The following is a 24981-nucleotide window of genomic DNA, read 5'->3' as shown; positions in this document are numbered from 1 at the left end:
CTACATATCATTAATAAACACAATCTATGGGGGATTGTGAAGACTAGAAGGAGTGAGAAGTTTTGGCAATAGAAAAAGTATTTCCAATGACACAGGCAGGTAAAGACAAACTAATTCAGGAGCTTGAACATTTAAAATCGGTTAAACGTAAGGAAGTTGTTGAAAGAATTAAAATTGCTAGAAGTTTCGGGGATTTATCTGAAAACTCCGAATATGATTCTGCAAAGGAAGAACAAGCATTTGTGGAAGGTCGTATTACAACGTTAGAAAATATGATCCGCAACGCTAAAATTATCGAAGAAGCCGACATGGCTAGTGATTCTGTTACTTTAGGAAGATCTGTAACATTTATAGAACTTCCTGATGGTGACGAAGAAACGTATACAATCGTTGGCAGTGCAGAGGCTGATCCGTTTGAAGGGAAAATTTCTAACGATTCTCCAATTGCAAGAAGCTTAATTGGTAAAAAGGTTGGCGATCAAGTATCTGTCCAAACACCAGGCGGCGAAATGAGCGTCAGAATTACTTCTATCAAGTAATCAAATTTTTATGAATATGTTTGAAATGGAAACACCTCGTCAAAACTTTTGACGAGGTGTTTTTTTATGATACGTAAACGGATTAAAGGTTTACTCATCTTGTGCATTGCAGGGCTGCTGGTTCTTTTAGCTCGATTAATTCAGATCCAGCTAGTCCAAACAGAAAGCTTTTCAACGCACAATGTCAACTTATTAGAAGAAAGCGTACAACAACGAACACAAGAATTAGTGATTGATAATGGCCGCGGTAATTTTCTTGATCGAAATGGAGATTTACTAACACATAAAAAAGTACCCGTTCTAGTTCTTTTTCCTTTTTTGAAAAATATGACTTGGGATGTTGAAGCTGTATCAGCGATATCTGGAATATCAAAAGAAAGTTTAAATAAGGCATTAGAAGACGCCAAAAAGCCGTTTGCTTATGGTGAACCTCAGCCTTTGGAGTTGACGCCCTCTCAAATGGAAAGAATCAACAAACTAGAGATTCCAGGTGTATTTGCGATTGAAAAGAAATTTGAACGTACTGTTATTCCTGCAGAGCAACTGATTGGTTTAACAGGAGAAAATGCAAAAGAATTAAAAAAACGTTACCCAAATAAGGAACTCTCTGAGAAAACCTTGATTGGTGTTTCTGGTCTTGAAGAGAGTTTTGATGAATTTTTGCTTCCTGAAGGAAAATCAAAACTTGTTTATCACGTTGATGGAGACGGAGCCCCGTTATTTGGAATTAATGTGAAATATGTGGATCCAGCTAATCCCTTTTATCCAGTAAATGTTAGAACAACCATGGATAAAAGTTTGCAACAAATGTCTGAGGAGCTAGTGGACAAGCATGGAATTAAAAAGGGCGGTTTGGTACTCCTCGATATTGAAAGTAATAGTATCCTAGCGTCTGTTTCGAGGCCAGCCATTAATCCAAAAGACCCTTATAGCGGCTCTGGAATTACAAATCGTATGTTAAAGCAAGAAATAATGGGCTCTATTTTTAAAACCGTGGTTGCGGCAGCGGCCATCGATCAAAACCTTGATGACCCAGCCAGGTTATATAATTGCAGTATAAAAATTAATGGGGAGCCTGAAACAAAATATAATTATGGTATGCTCTCTTTTACAGATAGTTTTGCGAGAAGCTGTAACCGAACTTTCGGTGAACTGGCGAGGGAACTTCAAAAGAAAGATAAAGATTTGTTGGAAGAATATGCTTCTAAACTGTCGTTAACAGGCACTGTTGGCTGGAAGGGTGAAGTCTATCATACCAATAATTTTAAACAGCTGGTTGATGAGGATAAAGGAAGAGTATTTTTAACAGAAGAGGCTAAAAAAGATCCTAACTTTGCTGCCATGTCAGGAATAGGCCAGCATGAGGTTCGTGCCACTCCAATAGCCGTGGCCAATATGATGGCCACGATTGCAAGAGGCGGTAAAAAGGAAATGGTCCGCACCGCTTCAAAAATTGAATATAAGAATGGTACGACAATGGTTAACTTTGATAAACAAGAGTTATCCGGAGATATTATTTCGCCGTATACAGCAATGAAACTGCAGAAATTGTTAAGAGAGGTTGTTGTGAATCCGAACGGGACAGGAAAGTGGTTTAAAGATCTTCCATATGAGGTTGCTGGAAAATCGGGTACAGCGGAGACGGGAAAATATCAGGGTGATAAGCAGCTGCATAATAAATGGTTTGCAGGTTATTTCCCATATCAAAACCCAAAATATGCGCTTGTTACTGTAAATTTGGATGTTCTTGATACAGAGGGAGGCGTCAATTTACTCTTTGCTGATATGGTTAAAATGTTACATGAACATGACAAAGAAGGACAAAAAGATTAACTTTAGGGAAAATCCTTCAAGTTATTTGCAATTCATGTTAGAATGTTCACAGCCATATTAATTGTTTAGCGGCGCTTCCGCTTTTCTATTTGGAGGGATTTTTGTAATGAGTAACGATTTCCAATCCGGCTCACGTTCCGGTTATCGGGCTAAAAGGAAGAAAACGAACCTGATCTTGAATAGTCTAATCGTTATTGTACTGGCACTCATATTTTTTGTAGCCTACACTATTTTTTTATCAGGTGACGATAAAGCGTCCCAAAATGAGGACCAAACAAAAACAGCAGCAAACGAAGCCTCAGAAAAAGAGGATAAAAATACTGAAGATAAAACAGCAGTAAAGGAATCCGAGAAGAACACTGATTCAGAGGAAGGTACTGATGAAGAAAGTGAAGAAGCCTCTTCACCTGAACAAGAGGATGATTCACAGGCCGTTATCACTGAGGGAGATGGTTCTTCTAACGTACTTAGAACCATCGAGAACCCAGCATGGAAGCCTGTAGGTACAGTACAAACGGGTGAACATGCGCCAGTGTATGATAGCTCGTCAGTTGATTGGCAGGAAATGCTAACGGCCATTTCTTATGCCACTGGTTTAGAAGAAAGCAATATGACTGTATATTGGTTAGGTCGCGATAAAACCTCAGGTAATGGTACGTTTAGTACTGTTGCGTCCAAAGACAAATCGCAAAAATACAACGTATACCTTGAATGGGTGGATGGCCAAGGCTGGAAACCTACAAAGGTCGAAGAACTTACTGCAATTCAATAGAATAGTAAAAATAGGGTGGGACTCCATCCTATTTTTTGCGTTTAAAGTGAACAACTGCGGTAAAGTATGTCTGACCCTTTTCATTAGCATACATTTGATGTGAGACTGAATGAACGCCTAAAAGAATCGCTTTGTTTTCCTCAATTTTTGCCTCGATTTTCTTTTCTAAAACTTTTAAATCCGTTGCGTCAAAAAATTCTACTTTATCATCAATGAAATCAATTTGAAAATTCATCATCGTATCATCCCTTCTATATCTACATTTTAGTAATTACCACCATTGTAATCAATGAATATTTCAATGAAAGTGGAAATTAAGATAACAAGTTTGTATTTAATTCATAGTATACATATAGGATTTATAAGAATGTTTGGAGGGTTGATCGATTGGGACTTGAATTTTTAGATGTCTTTGAACAATGGGCGGATTCATATGATGAAAGTGTTGGCGGAAATAATCGCGAATATAAAGCGGTTTTTACTGGGTATGAGCAAATATTAGAAGCTGTGACAGCACTTTCAAAGGGCCACGTCGTTGAGTTTGGTGTTGGAACGGGAAACTTGACAAAAAAACTGCTTGATTCGGGTTTAAAGGTAACTGGAATTGAGCCTTCCGTACCAATGAGGGGAATAGCCGAAGCAAAGCTCGGAACAAAAGCAAAAATACTCGATGGTGATTTTCTTCATTTTCCTGAAATAATAAATGTTGATACAATTGTCTCCACCTATGCATTCCATCATCTGACTGATGTGGAAAAGGATGAAGCAATTGCCAAATATGGAAAGCTGCTTTCAAAAGGTGGTAGAATAGTGTTTGCGGATACGATGTTTGAATCAGTGGAAGATTATAATAATGCAATCGTAAAAGCGAGAGAACAAGGCTTTCATAACCTGGCAAAAGATTTGGAAACAGAATATTATACCACCATCCCAATTTTAAAAAGTATTTTAGAAAATAGTGGTTTTACTGTTACTTTTAATCGCTGTAATCATTTTGTCTGGTTAATGAAAGGAGAAAAACGATAGAGAGAGGTTTGAATATGAAAATTGCCATCATCGGAGCAATGGAAGAAGAAGTAAAATTATTAAGAGATAATATTGAGGGGCAAACACAAGAAACCATAGCCGGATGCGAGTTTACTTTTGGACAAATGAACGGAGTAGAAGTGATTTTGCTGCGCTCCGGAATTGGGAAAGTAAATGCTGCAATGTCAACAACCATTTTACTTGAAAAATATAAGCCTGATTGTGTAATCAACACAGGCTCTGCTGGGGGATTCAATCCTGATTTAAATGTAGGTGACGCAGTAATATCAACTGAGGTTCGTCATCATGATGTGGATGTAACAGCCTTCGGTTATGAATATGGGCAGGTACCGCAGCTCCCGGCAGCTTTTTTGGCTGACGATAAATTAGTTGAAGTTGCTGTAAATGCAGCGAAAGAACTAGATAAATTTAAAGTCGTGAAAGGCTTAATCGTAACAGGAGACTCCTTCATGGAAGATCCAGAACGTGTTAAGTTTGTACAATCAAAGTTTGATAAATTACAGGCTGTTGAAATGGAAGCGGCTGCGATTGCACAAGTTGCACATCGTTTCGGAATTCCTTTCGTTATTATTCGTTCATTATCTGATATCGCTGGAAAGGAATCTGAAATCTCGTTTGATCAATTCATTGACCAAGCTGCAACCCATTCAGCTACGTTGGTCATGAAAATCGTCGCAGCTTTAAGATAGTCAGCCAGAAAGTGGTGGCGTGGCAGTGAGAGTTTACAAAAATGTACATGAATTGATTGGGCACACACCTATGGTGGAAATTACTCAGTTTTTACTGCCGAAAGGCGTGCGCATTTTTGCTAAGCTGGAATTCATGAATCCTTGCGGCAGTGTTAAGGATCGTCTTGGTGTAGAGCTTTTACGAGAGGCTTTTGAAAGTGGAAAGCTTCAAGCGGGGGGAACGGTGATAGAACCGACAGCCGGGAATACAGGGATAGGATTAGCGCTTGCCGCACTAAACAAAGGGGTACAGGTTATTTTATGTGTACCTGAAAAGTTCAGTATTGAAAAACAAGAATTAATGAAAGCTCTAGGAGCAAAAATTGTTCATACGCCAACTGAAAAGGGGATGAAGGGAGCAATCGCGAAAGCGGAGGAACTGCTTAAAGAAATCCCTGGATCTTATTGTCCGCAGCAATTTGGCAATCCAGCTAATCCTGAAACCTATTATAAAACACTAGGACCTGAGCTCTGGGAGCAAATGGATGGAAATATAAGTATATTTGTTGCTGGAGCTGGCACAGGCGGAACCTTTATGGGCACTGCGCGTTACTTAAAAGACCAGAATAAAGCCATAAAGACTGTTATTGTAGAACCAGAAGGCTCAATATTAAATGGCTGTGAATCAGGCCCTCATAAAACGGAGGGAATTGGTATGGAATTTCTACCTGATTATATGGATCCAGATTATTTTGATGCGATTCATACAATTCCTGATGAGGATGCATTTGGGTTTGTGAAAGAATTAGCAGCAAAGGAAGGTCTATTAGTTGGCAGTTCATCTGGAGCGGCATTTATGGCCGCCATGTTGGAAGCAGAAGGTGCCAAAGTCGGGACGAATATTGTCGTTATTTTTCCGGATGGAAGTGAACGCTATTTAAGTAAGAAGATTTATGAAGGGGGGATTTAGGTGAAAAGAAAAACAAAATTAATTCATGGCGGTATTAGTACCGACCCGGCAACAGGTGCAGTCTCTTTCCCCATTTATCAAGTAAGCACCTATAAGCAAGAAGGCGTTGGCGGCCACAAAGGCTATGAGTATTCAAGAACAGGTAATCCTACTCGATTTGCCCTTGAAGAGCTGATTAAGGATCTTGAGGGTGGTGAAGCGGGTTTTGCCTTTGGTTCAGGAATGGCCGCTATGACTGCTGTCATGATGCTCTTTAATAGTGGAGATCATGTGATTCTAACAGATGATGTGTATGGCGGCTCGTTTCGTGTTATGACGAAGGTATTAAACCGTTTAGGAATAGATTCAACTTTCGTTGATACCAGTAATCTAGAGGCTGTTATGAGTGCAATAAAACCAAATACCAAGGCGATCCATTTGGAAACACCAACAAATCCACTTTTAAAAATTACTGATATTGAACAAGTGGCGAAACTTGCCAAAGAATCTGGGCTGTTGACAATCGTTGATAATACCTTCTCGACGCCTTATTGGCAAAATCCAATTGAGCTTGGTGCTGATATTGTTCTTCATAGTGCAACAAAATATTTAGGAGGACACAGCGACGTTGTAGCGGGGTTAGCGGTGGTTAATAGTAAGAAGCTTGCTGAAGACCTTCATTTTGTCCAGAACTCAACTGGAGGCGTCCTAGGACCACAAGACTCATGGCTTTTAATTCGGGGTATTAAGACTCTAGGTATCCGGATGGAAGAAACCGAAAAGAATACGGCTTCTATTGTTGATTTCCTACAAGGACATCCTGCAGTCAAGAAAGTATATTACCCCGGGTTGGAAACACACCCCAATCATTCCATTGCAAAAAAACAGGTAAGAGGTTTTGGAGGAATGGTTTCATTTGATGTGGGAAGTGCAGAAAATGCAGATAAACTCCTAAGTAAGATTCATTATTTTACTTTGGCGGAAAGTCTAGGTGCGGTTGAAAGTCTTATTTCCGTACCAGCAAGAATGACTCATGCTTCCATTCCTATAGAACGACGAGCAGAATTAGGGATAACAGAAGGATTAGTGAGAATTTCAGTTGGTCTTGAAGATGTAGAGGATTTGATAGAAGATCTAAAACAGGCATTAGAATAATAGGAATCCAATCCGGCTTTTACGCCGGATCATTTTTATTCTGTTTTTCTAAAATTTACATCCACATTTAAGCTGTTTTTTGTGTTAAAGTAGCTTAGTAGATTTTAAGAAAAGCAGGTGACCTACAGTGGACAAACAGACAAAGAAGATTTACGAAAAAATGGTTGATTTTAGACAATTTGCTGTCGTATTACTCGCTGTCGGTGTATTTTTCTTTTTAGGTGTAATTATTCCGTCCGACACAAAGAGTGAGATGGATGTAAATATAATGATGATCGCTTCGATGTCCTTTTTAGCGGTTTCGATTTTACTTTTTATTCAATCGAAACAGTGCCAGATAAAACTTATGGATATGGAAGATGGTAACCAGCGATAAACGTTCCCTTATGAACGTTTATTTTTTTTGCAGGCAAATTAACTATTTTTAAAAAAAATTCAAAAAAGTGGTTTACAAAGGATATGTTGATGGATATAATTACCGTAGTTAGTAAAAAATTCCGAAGGAGGTCGAAGAAAATGATGATGAAGTTAAAAGCTGCAGTCACTAGCAATGTTACTTGGATTACAACTGCATATGTAAATAATTTGCATTCGACCAACGGGAATGGATTGCTTAACTAATTCTGGTTAACTATACATATCCATGCCGCAGGGAGAATCGCGCCCTGCGGTATTTTTGTGCCTAAAAACTGGCCGCAAGGGAGTAATTTCTTGCGGCCTTTTTGTGCTCATTAAATGGATATTATTAACAGATTTAGTTATAAAAGGAATAGAGGTGATAAGGATGACCCTAAATATATTTTTTATCTCAGTTACATTCAAAAGACACAAAGAAAGCCTACAGGAAGCGGAACGAAATGAAATGATTGAAAAACTTTATGAGCAAAACAAGGAACGTCAACTGTCAGTTTATCATTTACTATAAATTAACCCTCAAAAAAGGAAGTGTATCTAAATGACTCTTAATATTTTGTTTTTTTCAATTACAGTTAAGAAACGTAAAGAAAGTCTAGAAGAAGCGATACGAAATGAAACAGTTGAGCAGCTGTATGATCAGCACAAAGACCGTCAAGTTACAGCTTATCATTTAATGTAATAACCCTTTATGGGAGGTGATAGTCATGACCTTAAATATTTTATTTTTATCGATTACCATCAAAAAACGTAAGATGAGTATCGAAGAAGCGTCTCGTCAAGAACAAATCAAAAAAATATATGAAACAACAAAAGATCGTCAAATTTCTGTTCATCGCATTATGTATTAAGGCTTAACAATAATAAAAAGAAGGGTGGTTTTACAATGATTTATTTATTACAAGACCGTGGAGCAAGCTTATGGAGTATGAAGGATTCCACCTAGTTAGCCTATTTAAGGAGGTAGCTCAAAATGCCTGTACACAACTTTTTATTATTTCTTTTCTTAAAAACGAAAAAGAAATTCAAAAATGATAGATAAGAACTAAATTTTTTTGTTAACAAAATGTTCACATCCCCTGAAGGTAGATACCGTCAAAATATGATAAATTCGAAGTAGATAAAAGGGTCTATCTAAAGGGGTGGAGAAGATGTTCATGGTCGTAATGGCTTTGGTCATAACTGGGGCAATTAGCTGTGTAATATCAGCAGAACTAAGTGTAGAATAATGAGTCGGCATTGATCTTTTAAAGAGGTCAATGCTTTTTTTATATGTATGATAAAAGGCTTTATTTTCAAATAAATGTCTTGGACAGACACAATTGGACTGTTTCTAACATAGGAATTAGTTATAGGCAAAGCCCAAAAAAGCACGGGGGTGTATGTGCATGGCAGGCATTTTCACAGCACTTGGTTATCTCATTAAGGAATTTTTATTTCTTGTCTCTTATGTAAAAAACAATGCTTTTCCGCAGCCCCTTTCTGCTGCAGATGAGAGGAAATATTTACGGTTAATGGCGGAAGGGGACCCACATGCTCGTAATATGTTAATTGAACATAATTTGCGGCTTGTAGCTCATATCGTCAAAAAGTTTGAAAACACTGGGGAAGATTCAGAGGATTTGATTTCAATCGGAACCATTGGATTAATTAAAGCCATTGAGAGCTATTCAGAAGGCAAAGGAACAAAGCTTGCGACTTATGCAGCACGATGTATTGAAAACGAGATCCTCATGCACCTGCGAGCTCTAAAGAAAACTAAAAAGGATGTCTCGTTACATGATCCGATTGGACAGGATAAAGAAGGTAATGAAATTTCACTAATTGATGTACTGAAATCGGAATCAGAAGATGTGATTGATACCATCCAGTTAAACATGGAGCTAGAAAAAATTCGAAAATATATCGATGTCCTTGATAACAGAGAGAAGGAAGTAATCGTAGGTCGTTTTGGTCTTGACCTTCAAAAGGAAAAGACACAGCGAGAAATTGCGAAGGAATTGGGTATTTCTCGAAGCTATGTTTCGAGGATTGAAAAAAGAGCATTAATGAAGATGTTTCATGAATTTTATCGAGCTGAGAAAGAGCGTAAGAAGAAGAACTAAGTTGAGAGCCGGAGATTATTCCGGCTCTTTTTTCTCGTTAAAACGGCTTGTGCCTATACATGTCACAAAACCGGGACATAACCTATTATAAAAGGAAAAGGGGGTATTCATGTGTCATATGGTTATCAAAATTTTTGTTGCTGCCCAGCCCCTTATCCAGTTTATCCTGTTCCCTATACAACTGGTGGAGGAGGATGGTATGCACTCTTTATCGTTTTACTGATATTGGTGCTCATCTTCGGTGGCTGGTGGTACTATACAACCTGCTGTTAAGAATAAAGATGCTTGTGCACTCCTGGCACAAGCTATTTTTTGTTTAAAACGCTAATAATAGAATTATTCAAAAAATATATTATAATGAAAAAGTACATATTCAAGGGAGGAATAGGATGACAGCCACTACATATTCAGACGTTTGGAATCTTGAAGTATTTTTTAAAGGTGGAAGCGATTCAGCTGAACTGGCAGAACACTTAAAGGTAACAGGGGAATTAATTGACCTCTTTAAAACAAAAGTACATAACTGGAAACCGCTAAATTCAGCAGAGGATAGGGTTTATTTGAAGGAGCTTTTATCAGATTTTGAAACAGCTGGTAAAAAGCTTCGCCAAGCTGCGGCATTTGTAGGCTGCCTGCAAGCTCAAAATACAGAAGATAAAAAGGCATATGCTCTTGAAGCGACGGTAACAGGGCTTAGTGCTGCATTTCAATCTGCGCTTAGTGCATTTGATAATCTTTTATCATCCATCAATGATGAGGTATGGGCACAAGTGTTAGAAGATAAATACTTATCAGAGTTGACCTTTTCGCTGACAGAAAGACGCGAGAGGGCAAAAGAAAAGCTTTCAATTGAGGAAGAAGCATTAATCAGTGCATTAGGTGTCGATGGCTATCATAGCTGGGGCCAATTATATGATCTCATTGTTAGTAAAATAAAGGTTTCCGTTGAGGTAAATTGTGAGGTAAAACAACTTTCCGTAGGGCAGGCGGCCAATCGTTTTGCCAGTTCAAATCGGGCAGTACGCAAAGAAGTATTTAAGAGCTGGGAAAAGTCTTGGAATGAACAAGCGGATTATTTAGCAAAAACATTAAATCATTTATCAGGTTTCCGGTTAAATGTTTATCAAAAACGCGGCTGGGAAGACGTATTAAAAGAACCATTGAGTATTAACCGAATGAAAAAAGAAACATTAGAGACAATGTGGGCGGTAATATCTGAAAATAAGCAGCCGCTTGTAGAATATTTAAACCGTAAAGCTAAGCTTTTAGGTCTCGAAAAGTTAAGCTGGTTTGATTTAGATGCTCCATATGGAAAAACGGAGTCCAAGGTTTCTTACCAAGAGGGTGCAGAATTCATTGAACAAAACTTTGCTCTTTTCGGTGAAAAAATGGCTGCTTTTGCTAAGAAGGCGTTTGAAAATCAATGGATTGAAGCGGAGGATCGTCCGGGGAAAGCACCAGGCGGTTTCTGTACTGGGTTCCCTGAAAGTGAAGAATCGCGTATCTTCATGACTTATTCAGGTACTCCTTCGAATGTTTCTACACTGGCTCATGAGCTGGGTCATGGTTTCCATTCCTATGCGATGAAGGGTGTACATTATCTTAACCGTGGGTATGCCATGAATGTGGCCGAAACGGCATCGACCTTTGCGGAGATGATTGTTGCTGATGCGGCTGTAAAAAATGCCAAGGACGAAGAAGAGAAACTTGCTTTACTAGATGATAAAATCCAGAGAACGGTTGCTCTTTTAATGAACATCCATGCGCGCTTTTTATTTGAGACACGTTTTTATGAGGAAAGAAAGCGTGGTCCAGTGTCCGTTGAAACGTTAAACGTATTAATGGAGGATGCTCAGAAGGAAGCTTATTGTGATGCTTTAGACGAATATCATCCATTATTTTGGGCGTCCAAACTTCATTTCTTTATTACAGGCGTGCCGTTTTATAACTTCCCGTATACATTTGGTTATCTGTTTTCACTTGGAATCTATGCGCAGGCGCTTGAGGAAGGTACAGGATACGAAGAAAAGTATATTTCTTTATTAAGAGATACCGCTTCAATGACGGTTGAGGATTTGGCGGCTAAGCACTTACAAGTGGATTTAGTCCAAAAGGATTTCTGGGAAAAGGCAGTCAAAATCTGTATTGATGATATAGAGGAATTCCTTCAATTAACAGCAAATAAATAACATTTTAGCCCAGCAGATATCTGCTGGGCTTTGCTTGTATAACTCCAGCGCCTAGGGCGCTCCCGCTTTTCTTTTTTACATTTTCCTCAGTTTAAATGGACTAACCATTAGGAATGATAGAATGATGATAATGAATAAAAAGGTTTGAGCTGGGACGTAAGGGATAGCTAAAAAGCTTAAGGTGGCTAAACAGCCTGCAGCTGTGATTGGTAAACCAGTAAAATACCCGTTGCTTTCGGTAATATTGAAGCGTGCCAATCTGAAAGCACCGCAGCCGATATAGAAGACGGTAAAGAACGATCCAGGTCCGCCGAATTCATTTAAAATTCCTTGATATAGTAATAGTGCTGGTGCGACTCCAAATGATATAATATCACTCATGGAATCTAATTGTTTGCCTAGCTCTGACTCGATATTAAATTTTCTTGCCGCCATTCCATCAAAACGATCAGCTAAAGCAGCAATAAAAATTAGCAGCAAACTTAGTCGTAAATTTCCTTCCAGTGCAAAAATGATCGCAAAACCACCAAAGGATAAATTCGTTAAGGTAATAACATTCGCTGTTTGAGACTTCAGTTTCTTAATTGTCGAATCAAAAACGTCTAATAAAAACATTTAGCTCCACCACTCCTTCTCAACAAGTAGGAAGAGAACTTTATTTATTTTCCTAACTCTATTTATTTAATATTAAGCTTTTTTAGTCGTTTCGTAAAGAGTATTTTTACACTTTTTGGGGGTCATGTAATGTTAAAGCATGTATATCGTTTAATGATAGAACTAACAAATGGAAGATGGTCATCGTTCATTTTAAGGCGGTTTGCACGCTCGAGGGTTAGCAGATTTGTAGTTCCTTCCTTCGCGAAGATTTATAAATTAAATCAGAATGAAATGGAAAAAGCCCTCAATGAATATCCCACACTGCACGATTTATTTATCAGGACTTTAAAAAAGGAAGTAAGATTGGTTGATAAAAATGAAAATTCGGTAGTAAGTCCAGTGGATGCAGTAATAGAGGATGTCGGGTCCATAAATGAAACAAGTGAAATGCTCGTCAAGGGCAAGTCATATTCCATTCAAGAAATGCTTGGAAGCGAACATACTGTTACGAAATATTTAAATGGTACATATATGGTGCTCTATTTAAGTCCGAGTCATTACCATCGGATTCATAGTCCTGCAGATGGTGCAATCGTAAAACAGTGGGCGCTTGGCTCAAAGTCATACCCTGTTAATAAAATGGGTTTAAAGTATGGGGTCCGAACGTTAGCGAAAAACTATCGAATGATTACAGAAGTGAATACAGCAAGAGGGCATATTGCGATTGTGAAAGTAGGAGCCATGTTTGTAAACTCGATTGAAAAAACTCATCAAGGAATGCATCTGCAAAAAGGTGAGGAAATGGCGTACTTCAGTTTCGGTTCCACAGTCGTTTTGTTGTTTGAGAAGGGGATTTTCAAATTAGATTCCTCTATCCATACACCAAAGGATATTCGAATTGGTGAAAAAATTGGAGTCCTTGTAAATGAAAATAGCGGCGCTTATTAGTGCCGCACTTATAAAAAAGAAAAAGCCCTCAAGGGGCATTTATGGATTATCTTTTTATGAAGAAATTTTCATTTTGTTGAATAAGGATCGACGATGAATTTCTGTTTCTATTAGATGTATAAACTCGGGGCTTAGATTTAATTCTCTTGCTTTATAGTAGGATTCAATGAGTAATTCATCTGACAGTTTACGCAAACCAGAATGCACCTCCATAAGAAAAATAAATGGTACTAAAATGTATAATTGAAGCATAAAATGGTAGGTTCAATTGTTGTACCCTAAATCTACCAAATTAAATTCGATAGGACAACCTTTCCAATTATTCACAATTTACAGTGGATAACTTGTGACTAATTTGTTTATAAAGTATAAAAAAGTACTTGAAACAATGGGTATAATGTTAATAACTTTATCCACAGAAGGGAAAATGCTTTGATTTTGTCGAAAAATATTTATTATATTTCATATTTATAGTAAAAAGGCGACACATCTTTGTAAGAATGTCGAACTTTGACAAATAATAAAACCAAACAACGATAATAGTTTTATTTTGATACTACGGTTAAAATTGGTTATGATGGTACAGATAAACAGATGAATTAATGAGGTGTAAGCTTGGTGTTAAAAATTTTCTTACCTGATGAGCATGTAAAAAGCATTTTAGATATTAAACCTGAAGACCTGAAAGAAAGAGGGGTTAAGGGTATTATTACGGATTTAGATAATACGCTTGTGGAATGGGATCGACCGAATGCCACACCTGAACTCATTAAATGGTTTGAACAAATAAAAAAACATAATATACTCGTTACAATTGTTTCTAATAATAATGAAAACCGTGTGAAGGAATTCTCGGATCCATTACAAATTCCATTTATATTTCAAGCGCGGAAGCCCCTAGTGCGCGCGTTTAATAAGGCGCTTTCCCAAATGGGAATTAAGAAAGAGGAAACAGTTGTTATTGGGGATCAGTTATTAACGGATGTCTTAGGTGGAAATCGAAGCGGGTTTCATACAATTCTTGTTGTTCCGGTTGCGCAAACAGATGGATTTTTTACTAAATTCAACCGTTTTGCGGAGCGGAGAATTTTGAATTGGTTCAGAAGAAAAGGCATGATTCAATGGGAGGATTAAAGTGTGAGTGAACAAGAGCAATATTTATGTATGGGTTGCGGTGTTAAGGTCCAAACTGAAAACCCCGCGGAATTAGGATATGCGCCGTCATCAGCGCTCGAAAAGGATAGTATTATTTGTCAGCGCTGTTTTCGACTTAAACATTACAATGAGGTTCAGGATGTCAGTTTAACAGATGACGATTTCTTGAAAATTTTGAATGGCATTGGCCAAACAGATGCATTAATTGTTATGATTGTTGATATTTTCGACTTTAATGGCAGCTGGCTGCCAGGGTTACACCGATTTGTCGGCAATAACAAAATCGTCCTAGTTGGTAACAAGGTGGACCTATTACCTAAATCTGTGAAACATAACAAATTGATTCATTGGATGAAACAGGAATCAAAAGAGTTAGGACTACGACCTGAGGAAGTCTATTTAGTTAGTGCAGAGAAAGGCAAATATATCAAAGAAACAGCGGCGGCAATAGATGAAATGCGAAATGGAAAAGATGTCTATGTGGTAGGATGTACAAATGTAGGGAAATCTACATTTATAAATAGAATCATCAAAGAGGTTACTGGTGAAGGTGATATTATCACTACATCACATTTTCCTGGTACCACTTTAGACATCATTAAAATACCACTTGAGGATGGCAAAGCACTGATTGACTCACCTGGAATCATCAATCACCATCAGATGGCCCATTATGTTGATAAAAAGGATTTAAAAATTATTACTCCAAAAAAAGAGATAAAACCAAAGGTGTTTCAATTAAATGAAGGACAAACTCTGTTTTTTGGGGGATTAGCTCGATTTGACTTTATAAGTGGTGACAGGAATTCATTTGTTTGTCATGTTTCAAATGAAATTAATATTCATCGTACCAAAATAGAAAATGCCGATGAATTATATCGAAACCATGTTGGGGAACTGCTAGCTCCACCTCGAAAGGATGAATTAGATTCATTTCCTGAGCTTGTAAGACAAGAATTTACGATTAAGGAAGCGAAAACGGATGTTGTGTTTTCTGGACTTGGCTGGGTCACCGTTAACGAGCCGGGAGTAAAGGTTGCAGCATATGTACCAAAAGGTGTGCAAACCTTGACGCGAAAATCCTTAATCTAGTTAAGACATGGAAATGGGGGGATCCAGGTGAAGAAACTTTTTGCGGTTTTGGGGTATCCAATTGGTCATTCAATGTCACCAATTATGCTTAATGATGTATTATCCTATTATGAAATCGATGCCCATTATCATCCTTTTAAAGTAAGTCCAGAGGAATTAGAAATAGCTATTAGAGGGTTGAAGGCAATTGGGATTTCAGGATTTAACGTAACAATTCCACATAAAAGCGCGATTATCCCTTTTCTAGATAGTGTGGATGATTTGGCATTGAGTATTGGTGCAGTAAATACGGTGGTTAATGATAACGGGAAACTAGTCGGCTATAACACGGATGGATATGGATTTATTAAAGGTTTGGAACCATATATCTCATCCTTTTCAGACAAGAAGGTCTTAGTTATAGGGGCAGGAGGGGCTGCAAGGGCGATTTATTTTACGATGGCGAAAATGAAGCCTCTTGCACTTGATATTACCAATCGAACGGTCATAAAAGCGACAGAGTTAATCAAGGCATGCCCATTTGAATCGAATTCTAGAGCCTTATCTTTAGACGAGGCAGAGGTTCAACTGAATGAATATGATGTAGTAATTCAAACAACAATGATAGGCATGTACCCTAATGTGTTAGAAACACCCATTAGTCTAAAGAAATTAAATAACCAAGCATTGGTTTGTGATATTGTTTACAACCCACTAGAAACACAATTCTTAAAGGAAGCAAGGAAAAAGGGTGCAACCGTCCAAAATGGAGTTGAAATGTTCGTTTATCAAGGTGCTTTGGCATTTGAAAAATGGACAGGAATTTTCCCTGATGTAAAAAGAATGAGAGAAAATGTATTAAGACAGTTGGAGGCGTGAAATGTTAACAGGTAAACAGAAAAGATTTTTGAGGTCGAAAGCCCATCATTTAGATCCGATTTTTCAAGTAGGAAAAGGCGGAGTAAATGAAAATATGATTAAGCAAGTAGCCGACGCCTTAGAGGCGAGAGAACTTTTTAAAATAAGTGTTTTGCAAAATTGTGAAGAAGATAAAGATGTTGTGGCAGAGCAGCTTGCTAAAGGAACAGGTGCTGAAATCGTTCAAATTATTGGAAATACGATCGTACTTTATAAAGAGTCGGTAGAAAAGAAACAAATTTCACTTCCATAGTACAGGAGGTTTCGTCATGACAAAGGTTGGGATTTTGGGAGGGACCTTTGATCCGCCTCATTACGGACATTTGTTAATTGCTAATGAGGTACTCTCCAAACTTAATCTAGATGAGGTTTGGTTTATGCCAAACCAAGAGCCTCCTCATAAACAGAAATCGGAGTCAGTTGAGAATATAGACAGGCTGCAAATGCTTGAGCTTTCTATCAAGGGGAATTCATCCTTCCGAATTGAAAAAAATGAGTTGGAGAGATCAGGTCCATCGTTTACTGTCGATACTATGAAGATATTGAATGAACGATATCCAAATCATCAGTTTTACTTCATTATTGGTGCAGATATGATTGAATATTTGCCTAAATGGCATAAAATTGACGAATTAATTAAGCTTGTGAGATTTGTTGGTGTTGAAAGACCGGAGTATAGCATTAAAACCGATTATCCTATTATTTACGTGGATGTACCATCATTTGATGTTTCGTCAAGCATGATAAGAGAGAGAGTACAGCAAGGGATGACGGTACGTTATTTATTACCCGATCCTGTCATTGACTTTATTAGGGAGAATCATTTATATGGAACGTGAACAAGCATTAAAAATTGTAAAAGAACAGTTGACTGACCATAGATTTCAGCACACATTAGGTGTAATGGAAACTGCCATTTCTTTAGCGAAACAATATGGTGCTGATGAAAAAAAGGCAGAAACAGCTGCAATCTTTCATGACTATGCTAAATTTCGCTCTAAGGATGAAATGAGGCAAATTATTCTGAACCAAAATTTCCCTCAAGATTTACTCCATTATCATGCAGAATTATGGCATGCACCTGCAGGAGCCTACTTGGTGGAACTCGAAGCGGGAATAAAGGATAAGGAAGTGCTTGACGCGATCCGTTACCATACATCTGGAAGGCCAGGAATGACTCTGTTAGAAAAAATAATTTATTTAGCAGATTATATTGAACCAGGCCGACATTTTCCAGGAGTGGATGAGGTTAGAGCCTTAGCCAAAGAAAATTTGAATACCGCGTTAATACAAGCGGTTAAAAATACCATACTATTCTTAATGAAAAAGAATCAACCGGTTTATCCGGATAGCTTTAAAACATATAATGATCTCGTAATGAGACAGGAGGATTGATTAATGTCTAATCAAGAATTATTAAAAATTGCTGTAAAAGCTGCAGATGATAAAAGAGCTGAAGACATTTTAGCACTCAATATGCAGGGAATCTCGTTAATTGCCGATTATTTTATTATTTGTCACGGAAACTCCGACAAACAAGTTCAGGCGATTGCAAGAGAAATAAAAGAAAAAGCTGAAGAAAACGGATATAATGTGCGAAGAATGGAAGGCTTTGATGAAGCGACGTGGATTTTAATTGACCTTGGAGATGTGGTTGCCCATGTATTCCACCGTGATGAAAGAAGTTACTACAAATTAGAACGCTTATGGGGCGATGCGCCATTAGAGGATATTCATAGTGAGCTGACAACATGAGCTATGAGCAGTTTGCCTATCTATATGATGAGCTCATGCAAGATGCTCCATATGATGAATGGGTAAGATTTGTAAAAGAAAAAATGGACCAATATCAAGCAGGTGGTCAAAGTCTGCTTGATCTTGCCTGTGGTACTGGAGAGCTCTCCGTTCGTCTCGCCAAGGAGGGCTTTTCGGTTACAGGTGTAGACTTGTCCGCTGATATGCTCGCGGTTGCTCAGGCAAAAGCGCAGGAACAGGGTTTGCAAATTCCTTTTTTTGAACAGGACATGGCAAGTTTAGAAGGACACGAAGAATTTGATATTATCGGTATTTTTTGTGATTCATTAAATTATCTGCAATCTGATGACGATGTGATACATACGTTTAAAAGTAGCTATAATCACCTTAAGGATGGCGGCCTATTCTTCTTTGATGTCCATTCTATTTATAAAGTTTCCCAGGTATTTATTAACCAAAGCTTTACATTGGCAGAGGAACACTTGTCGTATATCTGGAACAGCTTTGCTGGAGATTTACCTAATAGTGTAGAACATGAATTAAGTTTTTTTGTATTAGATGAACACTCTGGCAAGTATGATCGCTTTGATGAACTTCATTTTCAAAGAACATACCCAGTTCGTCAGTATTCAGAATGGTTAGCACAAGCAGGTTTTGAATTGTTGGAAATCAGTGCAGATTTCGAGAATAAAGAACCACAGGAACAATCAGAAAGAATTTTTTTTGTTGCAACAAAAAAGCCATCTTATTAAAAAAAGATGGCTTTTTTTGAAACTTATAAAGGATTTTGTTATTTTTTAGCGAATTAATGCTTATAGAACTGTAAATTAACCTTCTCAAGGTCTTCATTAAATTTTGAATGTGTTGCTTGGAAAACATGTTCAAAGACCTCTCCAAGCTCTTCCTCCATTACTTTAATGCCCTCACCTGTGATGCCGCCCTTAACACAAACTTTTTCTTGTAATGAAGGTAATGTATAATGCCCTTGTTTAATTAACTCCCCGAGACCAACAATCATTTCACTCGCCATCACTGTCGCCGTCTCTTGATCAATCTCCGTTTCTTTTACAGCTGCGAGTATAAACCGTTGGAGCAGGTAACTGAAAAATGCTGGACCACAGCTGACAATATCAGATGCCACTCTTGTTATTTTCTCATCAATCGTTACTGGTACCGATATCTTCGCAAATAGACTCTCCACTTTTGTTTTCCAAATATCACTGCACTGATCACCAAACGTTATAAGTGAAACTCCCGCTAATGCACGGTTTGTTATGCTCGGAATAACCCTAATTACTGAACTAATGGTTTTAGCAGCAAGTTGATTTGTATCGATAGGGCTAGTGATCGATATGATGCATTTCTTATTATTCAAATGGGGATTAATCTCATCAAGAATTTTATATACATCCAAGGGTTTAACACAAATGAACACTAAATCGGATTGAGATGCGACTGCAGCTGCATTTTCCCCAACCCTAATACCCTTATATTTATCTTTAAGCAGCATCGCTTTTGTTTTTGTTCTATTTGTTATAACCATTGAAGAAGGGGAAACTGCTTTTCCATCGATCAAAGCCTCAATCAAAACTGTCCCCATATTACCGGTACCAATGACACCTATTTTCATTATTCCGACCCTCCTTCGCTGCAGATTCTCTAATAACAATATGAAAATTGATAGGGAAATATACCAACTGAAAGGATGGATTCATTATGAAGGATTGGATGTATGAGCATAAAATTTATCTTATTATCGCTGTCATCATAGCATTTGGGACCATTTATTATTTTTTAGAGGAAAGAAATTCATCCTCAGAAATTAATATGGAGCATATTGTCCCAGCAGAGATAAATGAAGAAAAGGAGATCTCTCAGCCGCCACAAAACCAAAAACAGGAACCTGAAAGCTTCATTGTAGATGTAAAGGGGCAGGTCAAAATGCCCGGTGTCTATTCATCTAGTCAGGAAGAAAGGGTAATAGATGTGGTTCAGCGTGCTGGAGGGTTAACGGATAATGCGGATGAAAGCAAGGTGAATCTTGCCGAGCATGTTCAGGATGCAATGGTGATTTACATTCCCGCAAAAGGAGAGGAAGGGAGTATCCCGCAGGGGTTAACTACTAATCCTTCTGACACTGGAGGAACTAAACAAGGGAAAATCAATCTAAATAAAGCAGATGAAAATGAATTGCAAAATCTGCCGGGGATTGGTCCTTCAAAGGCTGCTGCAATTATGGAATACAGGGATACAAATGGCCCATTTAAAAGTGTTGAAGATTTGAAAAATATAAGCGGAATCGGTGACAAAACATTTGATAAATTAAAAGATTTAATTTCAGTTCAATAAGGAAAACTTATTGACCTTTTAAAGTCTCCACTATTACACTTAAGGCAGAAATAAATCGAAATTTGGAGGAGTTGGGGAACATGGAGCGAATTTCTTGGGATCAATATTTTATGGCACAAAGCCATTTGCTTGCATTAAGAAGTACTTGTACAAGACTTACAGTGGGAGCGACGATTGTCAGAGATAAGCGAATTATTGCGGGTGGTTATAACGGTTCTATTGCTGGCGGAGACCATTGTATCGATAAAGGCTGTTATGTCATTGATAATCATTGCGTAAGGACGATTCATGCAGAAATGAATGCTCTGTTACAATGTGCCAAATTTGGTGTACCTACAGCTGAAGCTGAAATTTATGTAACTCATTTTCCATGTCTGCAGTGCTGCAAAGCAATTATCCAGGCTGGGATTAAAACAGTTTATTATGCAGAGGATTATAAGAATCACCCTCATGCAATGGAGTTATTTCAGCAAGCAAAAGTAAAGACTGAAAAGGTAGAATTAAAAGAATCTGTTATTGATTTACGCCAATTAAATCAATAGGCAAAAAGAATAGCGCCGGTCCCCCCGGCGTTAAATCCTGCCCTGAAAAATGGAGAACATTATGAATGGTAAATACTTTTATTTTGCGATTGCTTCAGTATTAGGTGTTTTAACTTCACTATTCTCTTTTCTTTTATTCCTTCTTTTAACCATCATTTACTTTTTTCTCCTTTACACATATAAGAGGTATAGCAGCTCTCAGTTATTATTCGTCATCTGTCTGTTCACTATTTTTTTTCTGACCAGTGAACATACCAAAGCAAATAATGAATCTAAACTGTCAGACAGCCTAACTGCCTTTCATCTACAATATACAGAGAACACAAAAGTTGATGGTGATTTGCTTCAAGTTACAGCACTAGATACAAAGTATAAAGAAAAGCTTTTAATACGCTATCAAATCAAATCAGAGGAAGAGAAAGAGATCATAAAAAACACCAACTTTTATGGTCGTCTTTGTCAAGTAACTGGACAAATGAAAGACCCTTCCTTCGCTAAAAATCCCAATGCTTTTAACTACCGTATATACTTAGCCAGTAAACAAGTTTATAAGATTATCGAATTAGGGGAGCACCCGCTTAAAAACTGTGCTGTAGTTAAATCATCGCCGTTAACTATGATTAAAGAGTTACGTTTTAAAGGTATTCACTACCTTGAAGAGCATTTCCCTCCAGAAATAGCTGCTCTTTCAGCAGCCTTAATTTTTGGAGATCGAAGTATGTTTGACCCTGAGGTGTTAATTGATTATCAAAAAACAGGCATTGTTCATTTGTTGGCCATCTCTGGCCAGCATGTTTCCTTATTAATCGGAATGGTCTTTTATTTAGGAATTAGAATTGGGTTTACGAAGCAGTTCATGATGAATTTTCTTCTCGTTATTTTACCGATTTATGCAATTTTAACCGGTGCTTCTCCATCCGTTATTCGAGCGGTGCTAATGATTTTCATTGTTTTATTTATTTTACGATGGAAGAAACAATTAAAATTGTCACCAATCGATGCCATTAGTCTTACGCTAATGATATATATATTTTTTTCTCCGCTAATTATCTTAGATGCAGGGTTTCAGTTATCATTCTCTGTTAGCTTTTCCATTATTATATCCACCTCCAGCATTTTGCCTCGGTATCAACAAATGATTTCGGCTATGGTGGCCATTTCCATCATTGCTCAACTTGCTGCGCTGCCGATTTTACTGTATCACTTTTTTGAAATTTCATTTATTAGCATTGCGACTAATCTTCTCTATATTCCACTCTTTTCGTTTGTTTTTCTTCCTGGTTTTTATCTTTTGTTTTTTATACAGATTATTTTTGGTGATACACCATCAATTCTTATAAATTTATTTATGAAAATCATTACTTTAGCAAATAGTCTAATCGAACAGCTTGCAAACTTATCTCTTGCTCAGCTGGTAACTGGAAGACCTAATTGGCTAATCTTTATATTTTATATTTTGATGATCTTGATTATTTTTTTAGTATGGGAGGCAGGTTTGCAGAAAAAAGGAAAACAAGTGATCATACTTTTAGCGCTTATCCTTTTTACATTTCAGAACGTTTGGAGTTGGGTAAATCCATTTGGGGAAGTTACCATGATTGATGTTGGTCAAGGAGATAGTATATTAATCCACTACCCATTTGGTCAGGGTACCTATTTAATTGATACTGGCGGAACCGTACAATTTGAGGAGGAAGAATGGAAAAAAGCTGCAAAACCATTTGAAGTTGGGAGAGATGTAGTGGTCCCATTTTTGAAGGGAAAGGGAATAAAGAAACTAGACAAACTAATCCTTACACATGGTGATAGTGATCATATTGGCGGGACTGTAGCTGTTTTGAAGGAAATAGAAGTAGAACAGATTATTATGCCGTCGGTTGCTGAACCTTCACAATCAGAATTAACCGTTATTCAGGAGGCGAATAAATTAGGTATTCAGGTGGTAAAGGTTGCTCGGGGAAGTCAATGGAAAAATGGAAAAAGCTTATTTTATGTTTTAAGTCCTGAAAAAAATTATCAGGGCGAGCGTAATAGTGGATCGATCGTCATTATTGCCAACATTGGAGGGCTCAAATGGTTTTTTGGAGGTGATCTCGATCAAGAGGGGGAAGATAGGATTATAAGGAAATACCTAAACTTGGATATTGATATTTTGAAGGTTGGTCACCATGGGAGTAAGACCTCAAGTGGTGAGAAATTTATCAATAGTATTACACCAACGATTTCCTTGATCTCTGTTGGTGAAAGAAACCGGTATGGTCATCCTGATAACGAGGTGTTAGAACAACTAGCAAAAACAACAATATACCGGACTGATCTGCATGGTGCAATTACGTATAGGTTTTACGGTGAGAGTGGAACCTTTTCTTCCTTTTTACATAATATAAAGCAATAGCTCATCACAAAACATAAAAGAGACTGCAAGATATGCAGCCTCCAAACATTCATTATGTAGCGTACATTAGGAACCGATAATTTTAATAACTGTTGCAATAATAAACATTGTAGCAAAAAAACCAAAAGAAACGATAAAGCCTACCCCAGAATCAATTGCGTCGTTGCGTTTACTTTGCACATTCTTTTCAAATTCATTCACAGTATACCCCTCCTATTTCACATAATAGTATAAGCTTTTTTATTTAAAAAATCCAGTATGCTTTCAATATCTACTTCCTGTATTGACAAGAGTTGACACAAATACTTTAATCCAAAACGGTGACACTAAATTTACACAAGGAACTCCGCCAAGCAATCAAATGATCCTAGGGCTTTGATTGCAGGCGTTCATTATAGATCGGGAATTGGCGCTTTTCCAGAAAAGCGTCATTTCCCTTTTAACACTTGTCAAATTGTCCAAGCTTCATTACGATAGATAATGGAATGTGAATCGAAGGGGAGCTTGGATAATGGTATTAGATATTTGGAAACAAATTAAACAACGGGAAATTGCTCCCATTTATTTATTATATGGTACAGAAGCATTTTTAATCAATGAAACAAAACAATTGCTGCTTAATCAAGTTTTAGACGAAGAGGAGAAAGACTTCAATTTCACTGCTTATGATTTAGATGAAACCCCTATTGAAGCGGCGTTAGAAGACGCCGAGACCTTCCCTTTTTTAGGTGAGAAGAAAGTGATTTTCTTACATAATCCTAAATTTTTAACGGCAGAAAAGACAAAAGATAAAATCGACCATAACCTCGCGCGGCTTGAAGCATATCTTAAAGATCCAGCACCCTACACTGTTTTGGTCATCTCAGCACCTTATGAGAAGCTGGATGAACGAAAAAAAGTGACCAAAGAATTAAAGAGATCTGCGGTTTTAGTGGAGTCTAAAAAATTAAATGAGCACGATTTAAAAAATTGGGTGAAAGAAAGAGCCACTATTAATGGCATTGTTTTTGACCCCGATGCGCTCGATTTGTTAATAACTTTGGTTGGAACCAATATGTTTATGATTAGCAGCGAGGTCGATAAATTAGCTTTATACGCTGCAGAAGAAAAACGAATTAATGCGGCAATAGTAGAAAAGTTAGTTTCGAGGTCGCTTGAACAAAATATTTTTACCTTGATTGAGAAGGTTGTACAACGAAAACCGGAGGCTGCCCTTAGAATTTATTATGATTTATTAAAGCAAAATGAGGAGCCTATAAAAATTTTAGCCTTGCTGGCAGGGCAGTTCAGGTTAATTTATCAAGTCAAAGAGCTCTCGCGCAGAGGATATGGGCAGCAGCAAATTGCGGGCTTTTTGAAAACTCATCCCTTTCGAGTAAAGCTTGCCGCTGGCCAAGCGAATCAGTTTACAGATGAAGAATTGACAAATCTTATGGCAATGCTTGCAAATGCAGATCACCAGATGAAAACTGGCGGGATGAATAAGTCATTACTAATTGAGATGTTACTTTTTAAAATAAAGCGCTAAGACACAAAAAAACGATTCCCTCAAAAGGAATCGTTTTTTTATGCGCTCTTTT

At 37.6% G+C, this 24981-nt stretch carries 31 protein-coding genes and 1 pseudogene; 27 read left to right on the top strand and 5 right to left on the bottom strand.

The window, feature by feature from the left end:
• Positions 1–62 precede the first annotated feature (62 nt).
• The 3 genes from greA to F4694_RS09010 all read left to right on the top strand — a co-directional run bounded on the left by greA (position 63) and on the right by F4694_RS09010 (position 3144).
• On the top strand, positions 63–539 hold the full coding sequence (gene greA / locus F4694_RS09020) for a transcription elongation factor GreA (RefSeq protein ID WP_179596989.1): 477 nt from the start codon (positions 63–65) through the stop codon (positions 537–539).
• 66 nt (positions 540–605) lie between these two features.
• Positions 606–2372 (top strand): peptidoglycan D,D-transpeptidase FtsI family protein, encoded by a 1767-nt coding sequence (locus F4694_RS09015; RefSeq protein WP_179596987.1) that lies wholly within the window; start codon positions 606–608, stop codon positions 2370–2372.
• Positions 2373–2478: 106 nt separating this feature from the next.
• Positions 2479–3144, top strand: coding sequence for a YrrS family protein (locus tag F4694_RS09010; RefSeq protein WP_179596985.1), 666 nt, complete (start codon positions 2479–2481; stop codon positions 3142–3144).
• A gap of 28 nt (positions 3145–3172) precedes the next feature.
• Here F4694_RS09010 and F4694_RS09005 read toward each other — a convergent pair whose 3' ends face one another.
• Complete coding sequence (locus tag F4694_RS09005; protein ID WP_374757420.1) at positions 3173–3382, bottom strand: DUF2536 family protein; 210 nt, start codon at positions 3380–3382, stop codon at positions 3173–3175.
• Positions 3383–3531: 149 nt separating this feature from the next.
• On the opposite strand from F4694_RS09005, the gene F4694_RS09000 reads away from it, so the two are divergent.
• From F4694_RS09000 to F4694_RS08950, 11 genes are all read left to right on the top strand, one after another.
• A complete protein-coding gene (locus F4694_RS09000; RefSeq protein ID WP_179596983.1) occupies positions 3532–4170 on the top strand; it encodes a class I SAM-dependent DNA methyltransferase in 639 nt (212 codons plus the stop codon).
• Between the two features lie 14 nt (positions 4171–4184).
• The gene (gene mtnN, locus F4694_RS08995) at positions 4185–4880 is read left to right on the top strand and encodes a 5'-methylthioadenosine/S-adenosylhomocysteine nucleosidase (protein ID WP_179596981.1); all 696 of its coding nucleotides are present in this window, start codon (positions 4185–4187) and stop codon (positions 4878–4880) included.
• Positions 4881–4905: 25 nt separating this feature from the next.
• Positions 4906–5829: a PLP-dependent cysteine synthase family protein gene (locus F4694_RS08990; RefSeq protein ID WP_179596979.1), complete on the top strand. Its 924-nt coding sequence runs from the start codon at positions 4906–4908 to the stop codon at positions 5827–5829.
• Positions 5830–6963 (top strand): bifunctional cystathionine gamma-lyase/homocysteine desulfhydrase, encoded by a 1134-nt coding sequence (locus F4694_RS08985; RefSeq protein ID WP_179596977.1) that lies wholly within the window; start codon positions 5830–5832, stop codon positions 6961–6963.
• Between the two features lie 127 nt (positions 6964–7090).
• Complete coding sequence (locus F4694_RS08980) at positions 7091–7339, top strand: YrhC family protein (RefSeq protein ID WP_179596975.1); 249 nt, start codon at positions 7091–7093, stop codon at positions 7337–7339.
• A 348-nt stretch (positions 7340–7687) separates the two neighbouring features.
• A complete protein-coding gene (locus F4694_RS32635; RefSeq protein WP_218895569.1) occupies positions 7688–7888 on the top strand; it encodes a YrzI family small protein in 201 nt (66 codons plus the stop codon).
• A gap of 30 nt (positions 7889–7918) precedes the next feature.
• On the top strand, positions 7919–8059 hold the full coding sequence (locus tag F4694_RS08970; protein WP_179596971.1) for a YrzI family small protein: 141 nt from the start codon (positions 7919–7921) through the stop codon (positions 8057–8059).
• A 25-nt stretch (positions 8060–8084) separates the two neighbouring features.
• On the top strand, positions 8085–8228 hold the full coding sequence (locus tag F4694_RS08965) for a YrzI family small protein (RefSeq protein ID WP_179596969.1): 144 nt from the start codon (positions 8085–8087) through the stop codon (positions 8226–8228).
• A gap of 537 nt (positions 8229–8765) precedes the next feature.
• A complete protein-coding gene (sigK, locus tag F4694_RS08960; protein WP_179596951.1) occupies positions 8766–9482 on the top strand; it encodes an RNA polymerase sporulation sigma factor SigK in 717 nt (238 codons plus the stop codon).
• Positions 9483–9593: 111 nt separating this feature from the next.
• The gene (locus F4694_RS08955; RefSeq protein WP_179596949.1) at positions 9594–9755 is read left to right on the top strand and encodes a hypothetical protein; all 162 of its coding nucleotides are present in this window, start codon (positions 9594–9596) and stop codon (positions 9753–9755) included.
• A 116-nt stretch (positions 9756–9871) separates the two neighbouring features.
• A complete protein-coding gene (locus tag F4694_RS08950) occupies positions 9872–11671 on the top strand; it encodes a M3 family oligoendopeptidase (RefSeq protein WP_179596947.1) in 1800 nt (599 codons plus the stop codon).
• Between the two features lie 75 nt (positions 11672–11746).
• Here F4694_RS08950 and pssA read toward each other — a convergent pair whose 3' ends face one another.
• The gene (pssA, locus tag F4694_RS08945; RefSeq protein ID WP_179596945.1) at positions 11747–12286 is read right to left on the bottom strand and encodes a CDP-diacylglycerol--serine O-phosphatidyltransferase; all 540 of its coding nucleotides are present in this window, start codon (positions 12284–12286) and stop codon (positions 11747–11749) included.
• Between the two features lie 129 nt (positions 12287–12415).
• On the opposite strand from pssA, the gene F4694_RS08940 reads away from it, so the two are divergent.
• Complete coding sequence (locus F4694_RS08940; RefSeq protein ID WP_179596943.1) at positions 12416–13216, top strand: phosphatidylserine decarboxylase; 801 nt, start codon at positions 12416–12418, stop codon at positions 13214–13216.
• 54 nt (positions 13217–13270) lie between these two features.
• On the opposite strand, the gene F4694_RS08935 is transcribed toward F4694_RS08940, so the two are convergent.
• Positions 13271–13411, bottom strand: a complete 141-nt coding sequence (locus tag F4694_RS08935; RefSeq protein ID WP_045517793.1) for a sporulation histidine kinase inhibitor Sda — start codon at positions 13409–13411, stop codon at positions 13271–13273.
• A 423-nt stretch (positions 13412–13834) separates the two neighbouring features.
• On the opposite strand from F4694_RS08935, the gene F4694_RS08930 reads away from it, so the two are divergent.
• Genes F4694_RS08930 through F4694_RS08895 form a run of 8 tightly spaced genes read left to right on the top strand, consistent with a single transcriptional unit; the run spans position 13835 to position 18867 of the window.
• Entirely contained in the window at positions 13835–14350 is a 516-nt protein-coding gene (locus F4694_RS08930; RefSeq protein WP_179596941.1) for a YqeG family HAD IIIA-type phosphatase, read from the top strand.
• Between the two features lie 30 nt (positions 14351–14380).
• Complete coding sequence (gene yqeH, locus F4694_RS08925; protein WP_218895590.1) at positions 14381–15463, top strand: ribosome biogenesis GTPase YqeH; 1083 nt, start codon at positions 14381–14383, stop codon at positions 15461–15463.
• Positions 15464–15490: 27 nt separating this feature from the next.
• Positions 15491–16321: a shikimate dehydrogenase gene (gene aroE, locus F4694_RS08920; protein WP_179596937.1), complete on the top strand. Its 831-nt coding sequence runs from the start codon at positions 15491–15493 to the stop codon at positions 16319–16321.
• Between the two features lies 1 nt (position 16322).
• Entirely contained in the window at positions 16323–16613 is a 291-nt protein-coding gene (gene yhbY, locus F4694_RS08915) for a ribosome assembly RNA-binding protein YhbY (protein WP_179596935.1), read from the top strand.
• Positions 16614–16629: 16 nt separating this feature from the next.
• Positions 16630–17199: a nicotinate-nucleotide adenylyltransferase gene (locus F4694_RS08910; RefSeq protein WP_179596933.1), complete on the top strand. Its 570-nt coding sequence runs from the start codon at positions 16630–16632 to the stop codon at positions 17197–17199.
• Positions 17189–17755: a bis(5'-nucleosyl)-tetraphosphatase (symmetrical) YqeK gene (gene yqeK / locus F4694_RS08905; RefSeq protein WP_179596930.1), complete on the top strand. Its 567-nt coding sequence runs from the start codon at positions 17189–17191 to the stop codon at positions 17753–17755. Before F4694_RS08910 ends, yqeK begins: the two co-directional genes overlap by 11 nt.
• Positions 17756–17758: 3 nt before the next feature.
• On the top strand, positions 17759–18115 hold the full coding sequence (rsfS, locus tag F4694_RS08900; RefSeq protein WP_179596928.1) for a ribosome silencing factor: 357 nt from the start codon (positions 17759–17761) through the stop codon (positions 18113–18115).
• Positions 18112–18867 carry a class I SAM-dependent DNA methyltransferase gene (locus F4694_RS08895; protein WP_179596926.1) on the top strand — a complete coding sequence of 252 codons (756 nt, stop codon included), beginning with the start codon at positions 18112–18114 and terminating at the stop codon, positions 18865–18867. Before rsfS ends, F4694_RS08895 begins: the two co-directional genes overlap by 4 nt.
• Before the next feature lie 53 nt (positions 18868–18920).
• Here the strand turns inward: F4694_RS08895 and comER are convergent, their stop codons facing one another.
• Entirely contained in the window at positions 18921–19745 is an 825-nt protein-coding gene (gene comER / locus F4694_RS08890; RefSeq protein ID WP_179596924.1) for a late competence protein ComER, read from the bottom strand.
• Between the two features lie 86 nt (positions 19746–19831).
• Between comER and F4694_RS08885 the strand changes: the two genes are divergently transcribed.
• The 3 genes and pseudogenes from F4694_RS08885 to F4694_RS08875 all read left to right on the top strand — a co-directional run bounded on the left by F4694_RS08885 (position 19832) and on the right by F4694_RS08875 (position 23401).
• Positions 19832–20464, top strand: coding sequence for a helix-hairpin-helix domain-containing protein (locus tag F4694_RS08885; RefSeq protein WP_179596922.1), 633 nt, complete (start codon positions 19832–19834; stop codon positions 20462–20464).
• Between the two features lie 80 nt (positions 20465–20544).
• Positions 20545–20991: pseudogene (locus F4694_RS08880) on the top strand (ComE operon protein 2); the annotation flags it as partial.
• Positions 20992–21055: 64 nt separating this feature from the next.
• Complete coding sequence (locus F4694_RS08875) at positions 21056–23401, top strand: DNA internalization-related competence protein ComEC/Rec2 (protein WP_218895567.1); 2346 nt, start codon at positions 21056–21058, stop codon at positions 23399–23401.
• 66 nt (positions 23402–23467) lie between these two features.
• Here the strand turns inward: F4694_RS08875 and F4694_RS08870 are convergent, their stop codons facing one another.
• Positions 23468–23602, bottom strand: a complete 135-nt coding sequence (locus F4694_RS08870) for a YqzM family protein (RefSeq protein WP_045517769.1) — start codon at positions 23600–23602, stop codon at positions 23468–23470.
• A 310-nt stretch (positions 23603–23912) separates the two neighbouring features.
• On the opposite strand from F4694_RS08870, the gene holA reads away from it, so the two are divergent.
• Entirely contained in the window at positions 23913–24929 is a 1017-nt protein-coding gene (gene holA, locus F4694_RS08865; protein WP_179596916.1) for a DNA polymerase III subunit delta, read from the top strand.
• The last annotated feature ends 52 nt before the right edge of the window (positions 24930–24981 follow it).

Source organism: Neobacillus driksii (genome assembly GCF_013409995.1).
In the GTDB taxonomy this organism is placed as follows: Bacteria; Bacillota; Bacilli; order Bacillales; family Cytobacillaceae; genus Neobacillus; species Neobacillus driksii.
This window is presented reverse-complemented; position numbering and strand designations above follow the sequence as displayed.

What these genes read in the sequence shown, in the direction of transcription:
- mtnN (WP_179596981.1), top strand. Translation starts at nt 4,185, where the DNA reads ATGAAAATTGCCATCATCGGAGCAATGGAAGAAGAAGTAAAATTATTA.
- sigK (WP_179596951.1), top strand. Translation starts at nt 8,766, where the DNA reads ATGGCAGGCATTTTCACAGCACTTGGTTATCTCATTAAGGAATTTTTA.
- F4694_RS08970 (WP_179596971.1), top strand. Translation starts at nt 7,919, where the DNA reads ATGACTCTTAATATTTTGTTTTTTTCAATTACAGTTAAGAAACGTAAA.
- holA (WP_179596916.1), top strand. Translation starts at nt 23,913, where the DNA reads ATGGTATTAGATATTTGGAAACAAATTAAACAACGGGAAATTGCTCCC.
- comER (WP_179596924.1), bottom strand. Translation starts at nt 19,745, where the DNA reads ATGAAAATAGGTGTCATTGGTACCGGTAATATGGGGACAGTTTTGATT.
- F4694_RS08940 (WP_179596943.1), top strand. Translation starts at nt 12,416, where the DNA reads ATGTTAAAGCATGTATATCGTTTAATGATAGAACTAACAAATGGAAGA.
- yhbY (WP_179596935.1), top strand. Translation starts at nt 16,323, where the DNA reads ATGTTAACAGGTAAACAGAAAAGATTTTTGAGGTCGAAAGCCCATCAT.
- F4694_RS08895 (WP_179596926.1), top strand. Translation starts at nt 18,112, where the DNA reads ATGAGCTATGAGCAGTTTGCCTATCTATATGATGAGCTCATGCAAGAT.
- yqeH (WP_218895590.1), top strand. Translation starts at nt 14,381, where the DNA reads ATGGGTTGCGGTGTTAAGGTCCAAACTGAAAACCCCGCGGAATTAGGA.
- F4694_RS08910 (WP_179596933.1), top strand. Translation starts at nt 16,630, where the DNA reads ATGACAAAGGTTGGGATTTTGGGAGGGACCTTTGATCCGCCTCATTAC.
- F4694_RS08950 (WP_179596947.1), top strand. Translation starts at nt 9,872, where the DNA reads ATGACAGCCACTACATATTCAGACGTTTGGAATCTTGAAGTATTTTTT.
- F4694_RS09005 (WP_374757420.1), bottom strand. Translation starts at nt 3,382, where the DNA reads ATGATGAATTTTCAAATTGATTTCATTGATGATAAAGTAGAATTTTTT.
- F4694_RS08875 (WP_218895567.1), top strand. Translation starts at nt 21,056, where the DNA reads ATGGAGAACATTATGAATGGTAAATACTTTTATTTTGCGATTGCTTCA.
- pssA (WP_179596945.1), bottom strand. Translation starts at nt 12,286, where the DNA reads ATGTTTTTATTAGACGTTTTTGATTCGACAATTAAGAAACTGAAGTCT.
- F4694_RS09015 (WP_179596987.1), top strand. Translation starts at nt 606, where the DNA reads ATGATACGTAAACGGATTAAAGGTTTACTCATCTTGTGCATTGCAGGG.
- F4694_RS09010 (WP_179596985.1), top strand. Translation starts at nt 2,479, where the DNA reads ATGAGTAACGATTTCCAATCCGGCTCACGTTCCGGTTATCGGGCTAAA.
- rsfS (WP_179596928.1), top strand. Translation starts at nt 17,759, where the DNA reads ATGTCTAATCAAGAATTATTAAAAATTGCTGTAAAAGCTGCAGATGAT.
- yqeK (WP_179596930.1), top strand. Translation starts at nt 17,189, where the DNA reads ATGGAACGTGAACAAGCATTAAAAATTGTAAAAGAACAGTTGACTGAC.
- F4694_RS08885 (WP_179596922.1), top strand. Translation starts at nt 19,832, where the DNA reads ATGAAGGATTGGATGTATGAGCATAAAATTTATCTTATTATCGCTGTC.
- F4694_RS08965 (WP_179596969.1), top strand. Translation starts at nt 8,085, where the DNA reads ATGACCTTAAATATTTTATTTTTATCGATTACCATCAAAAAACGTAAG.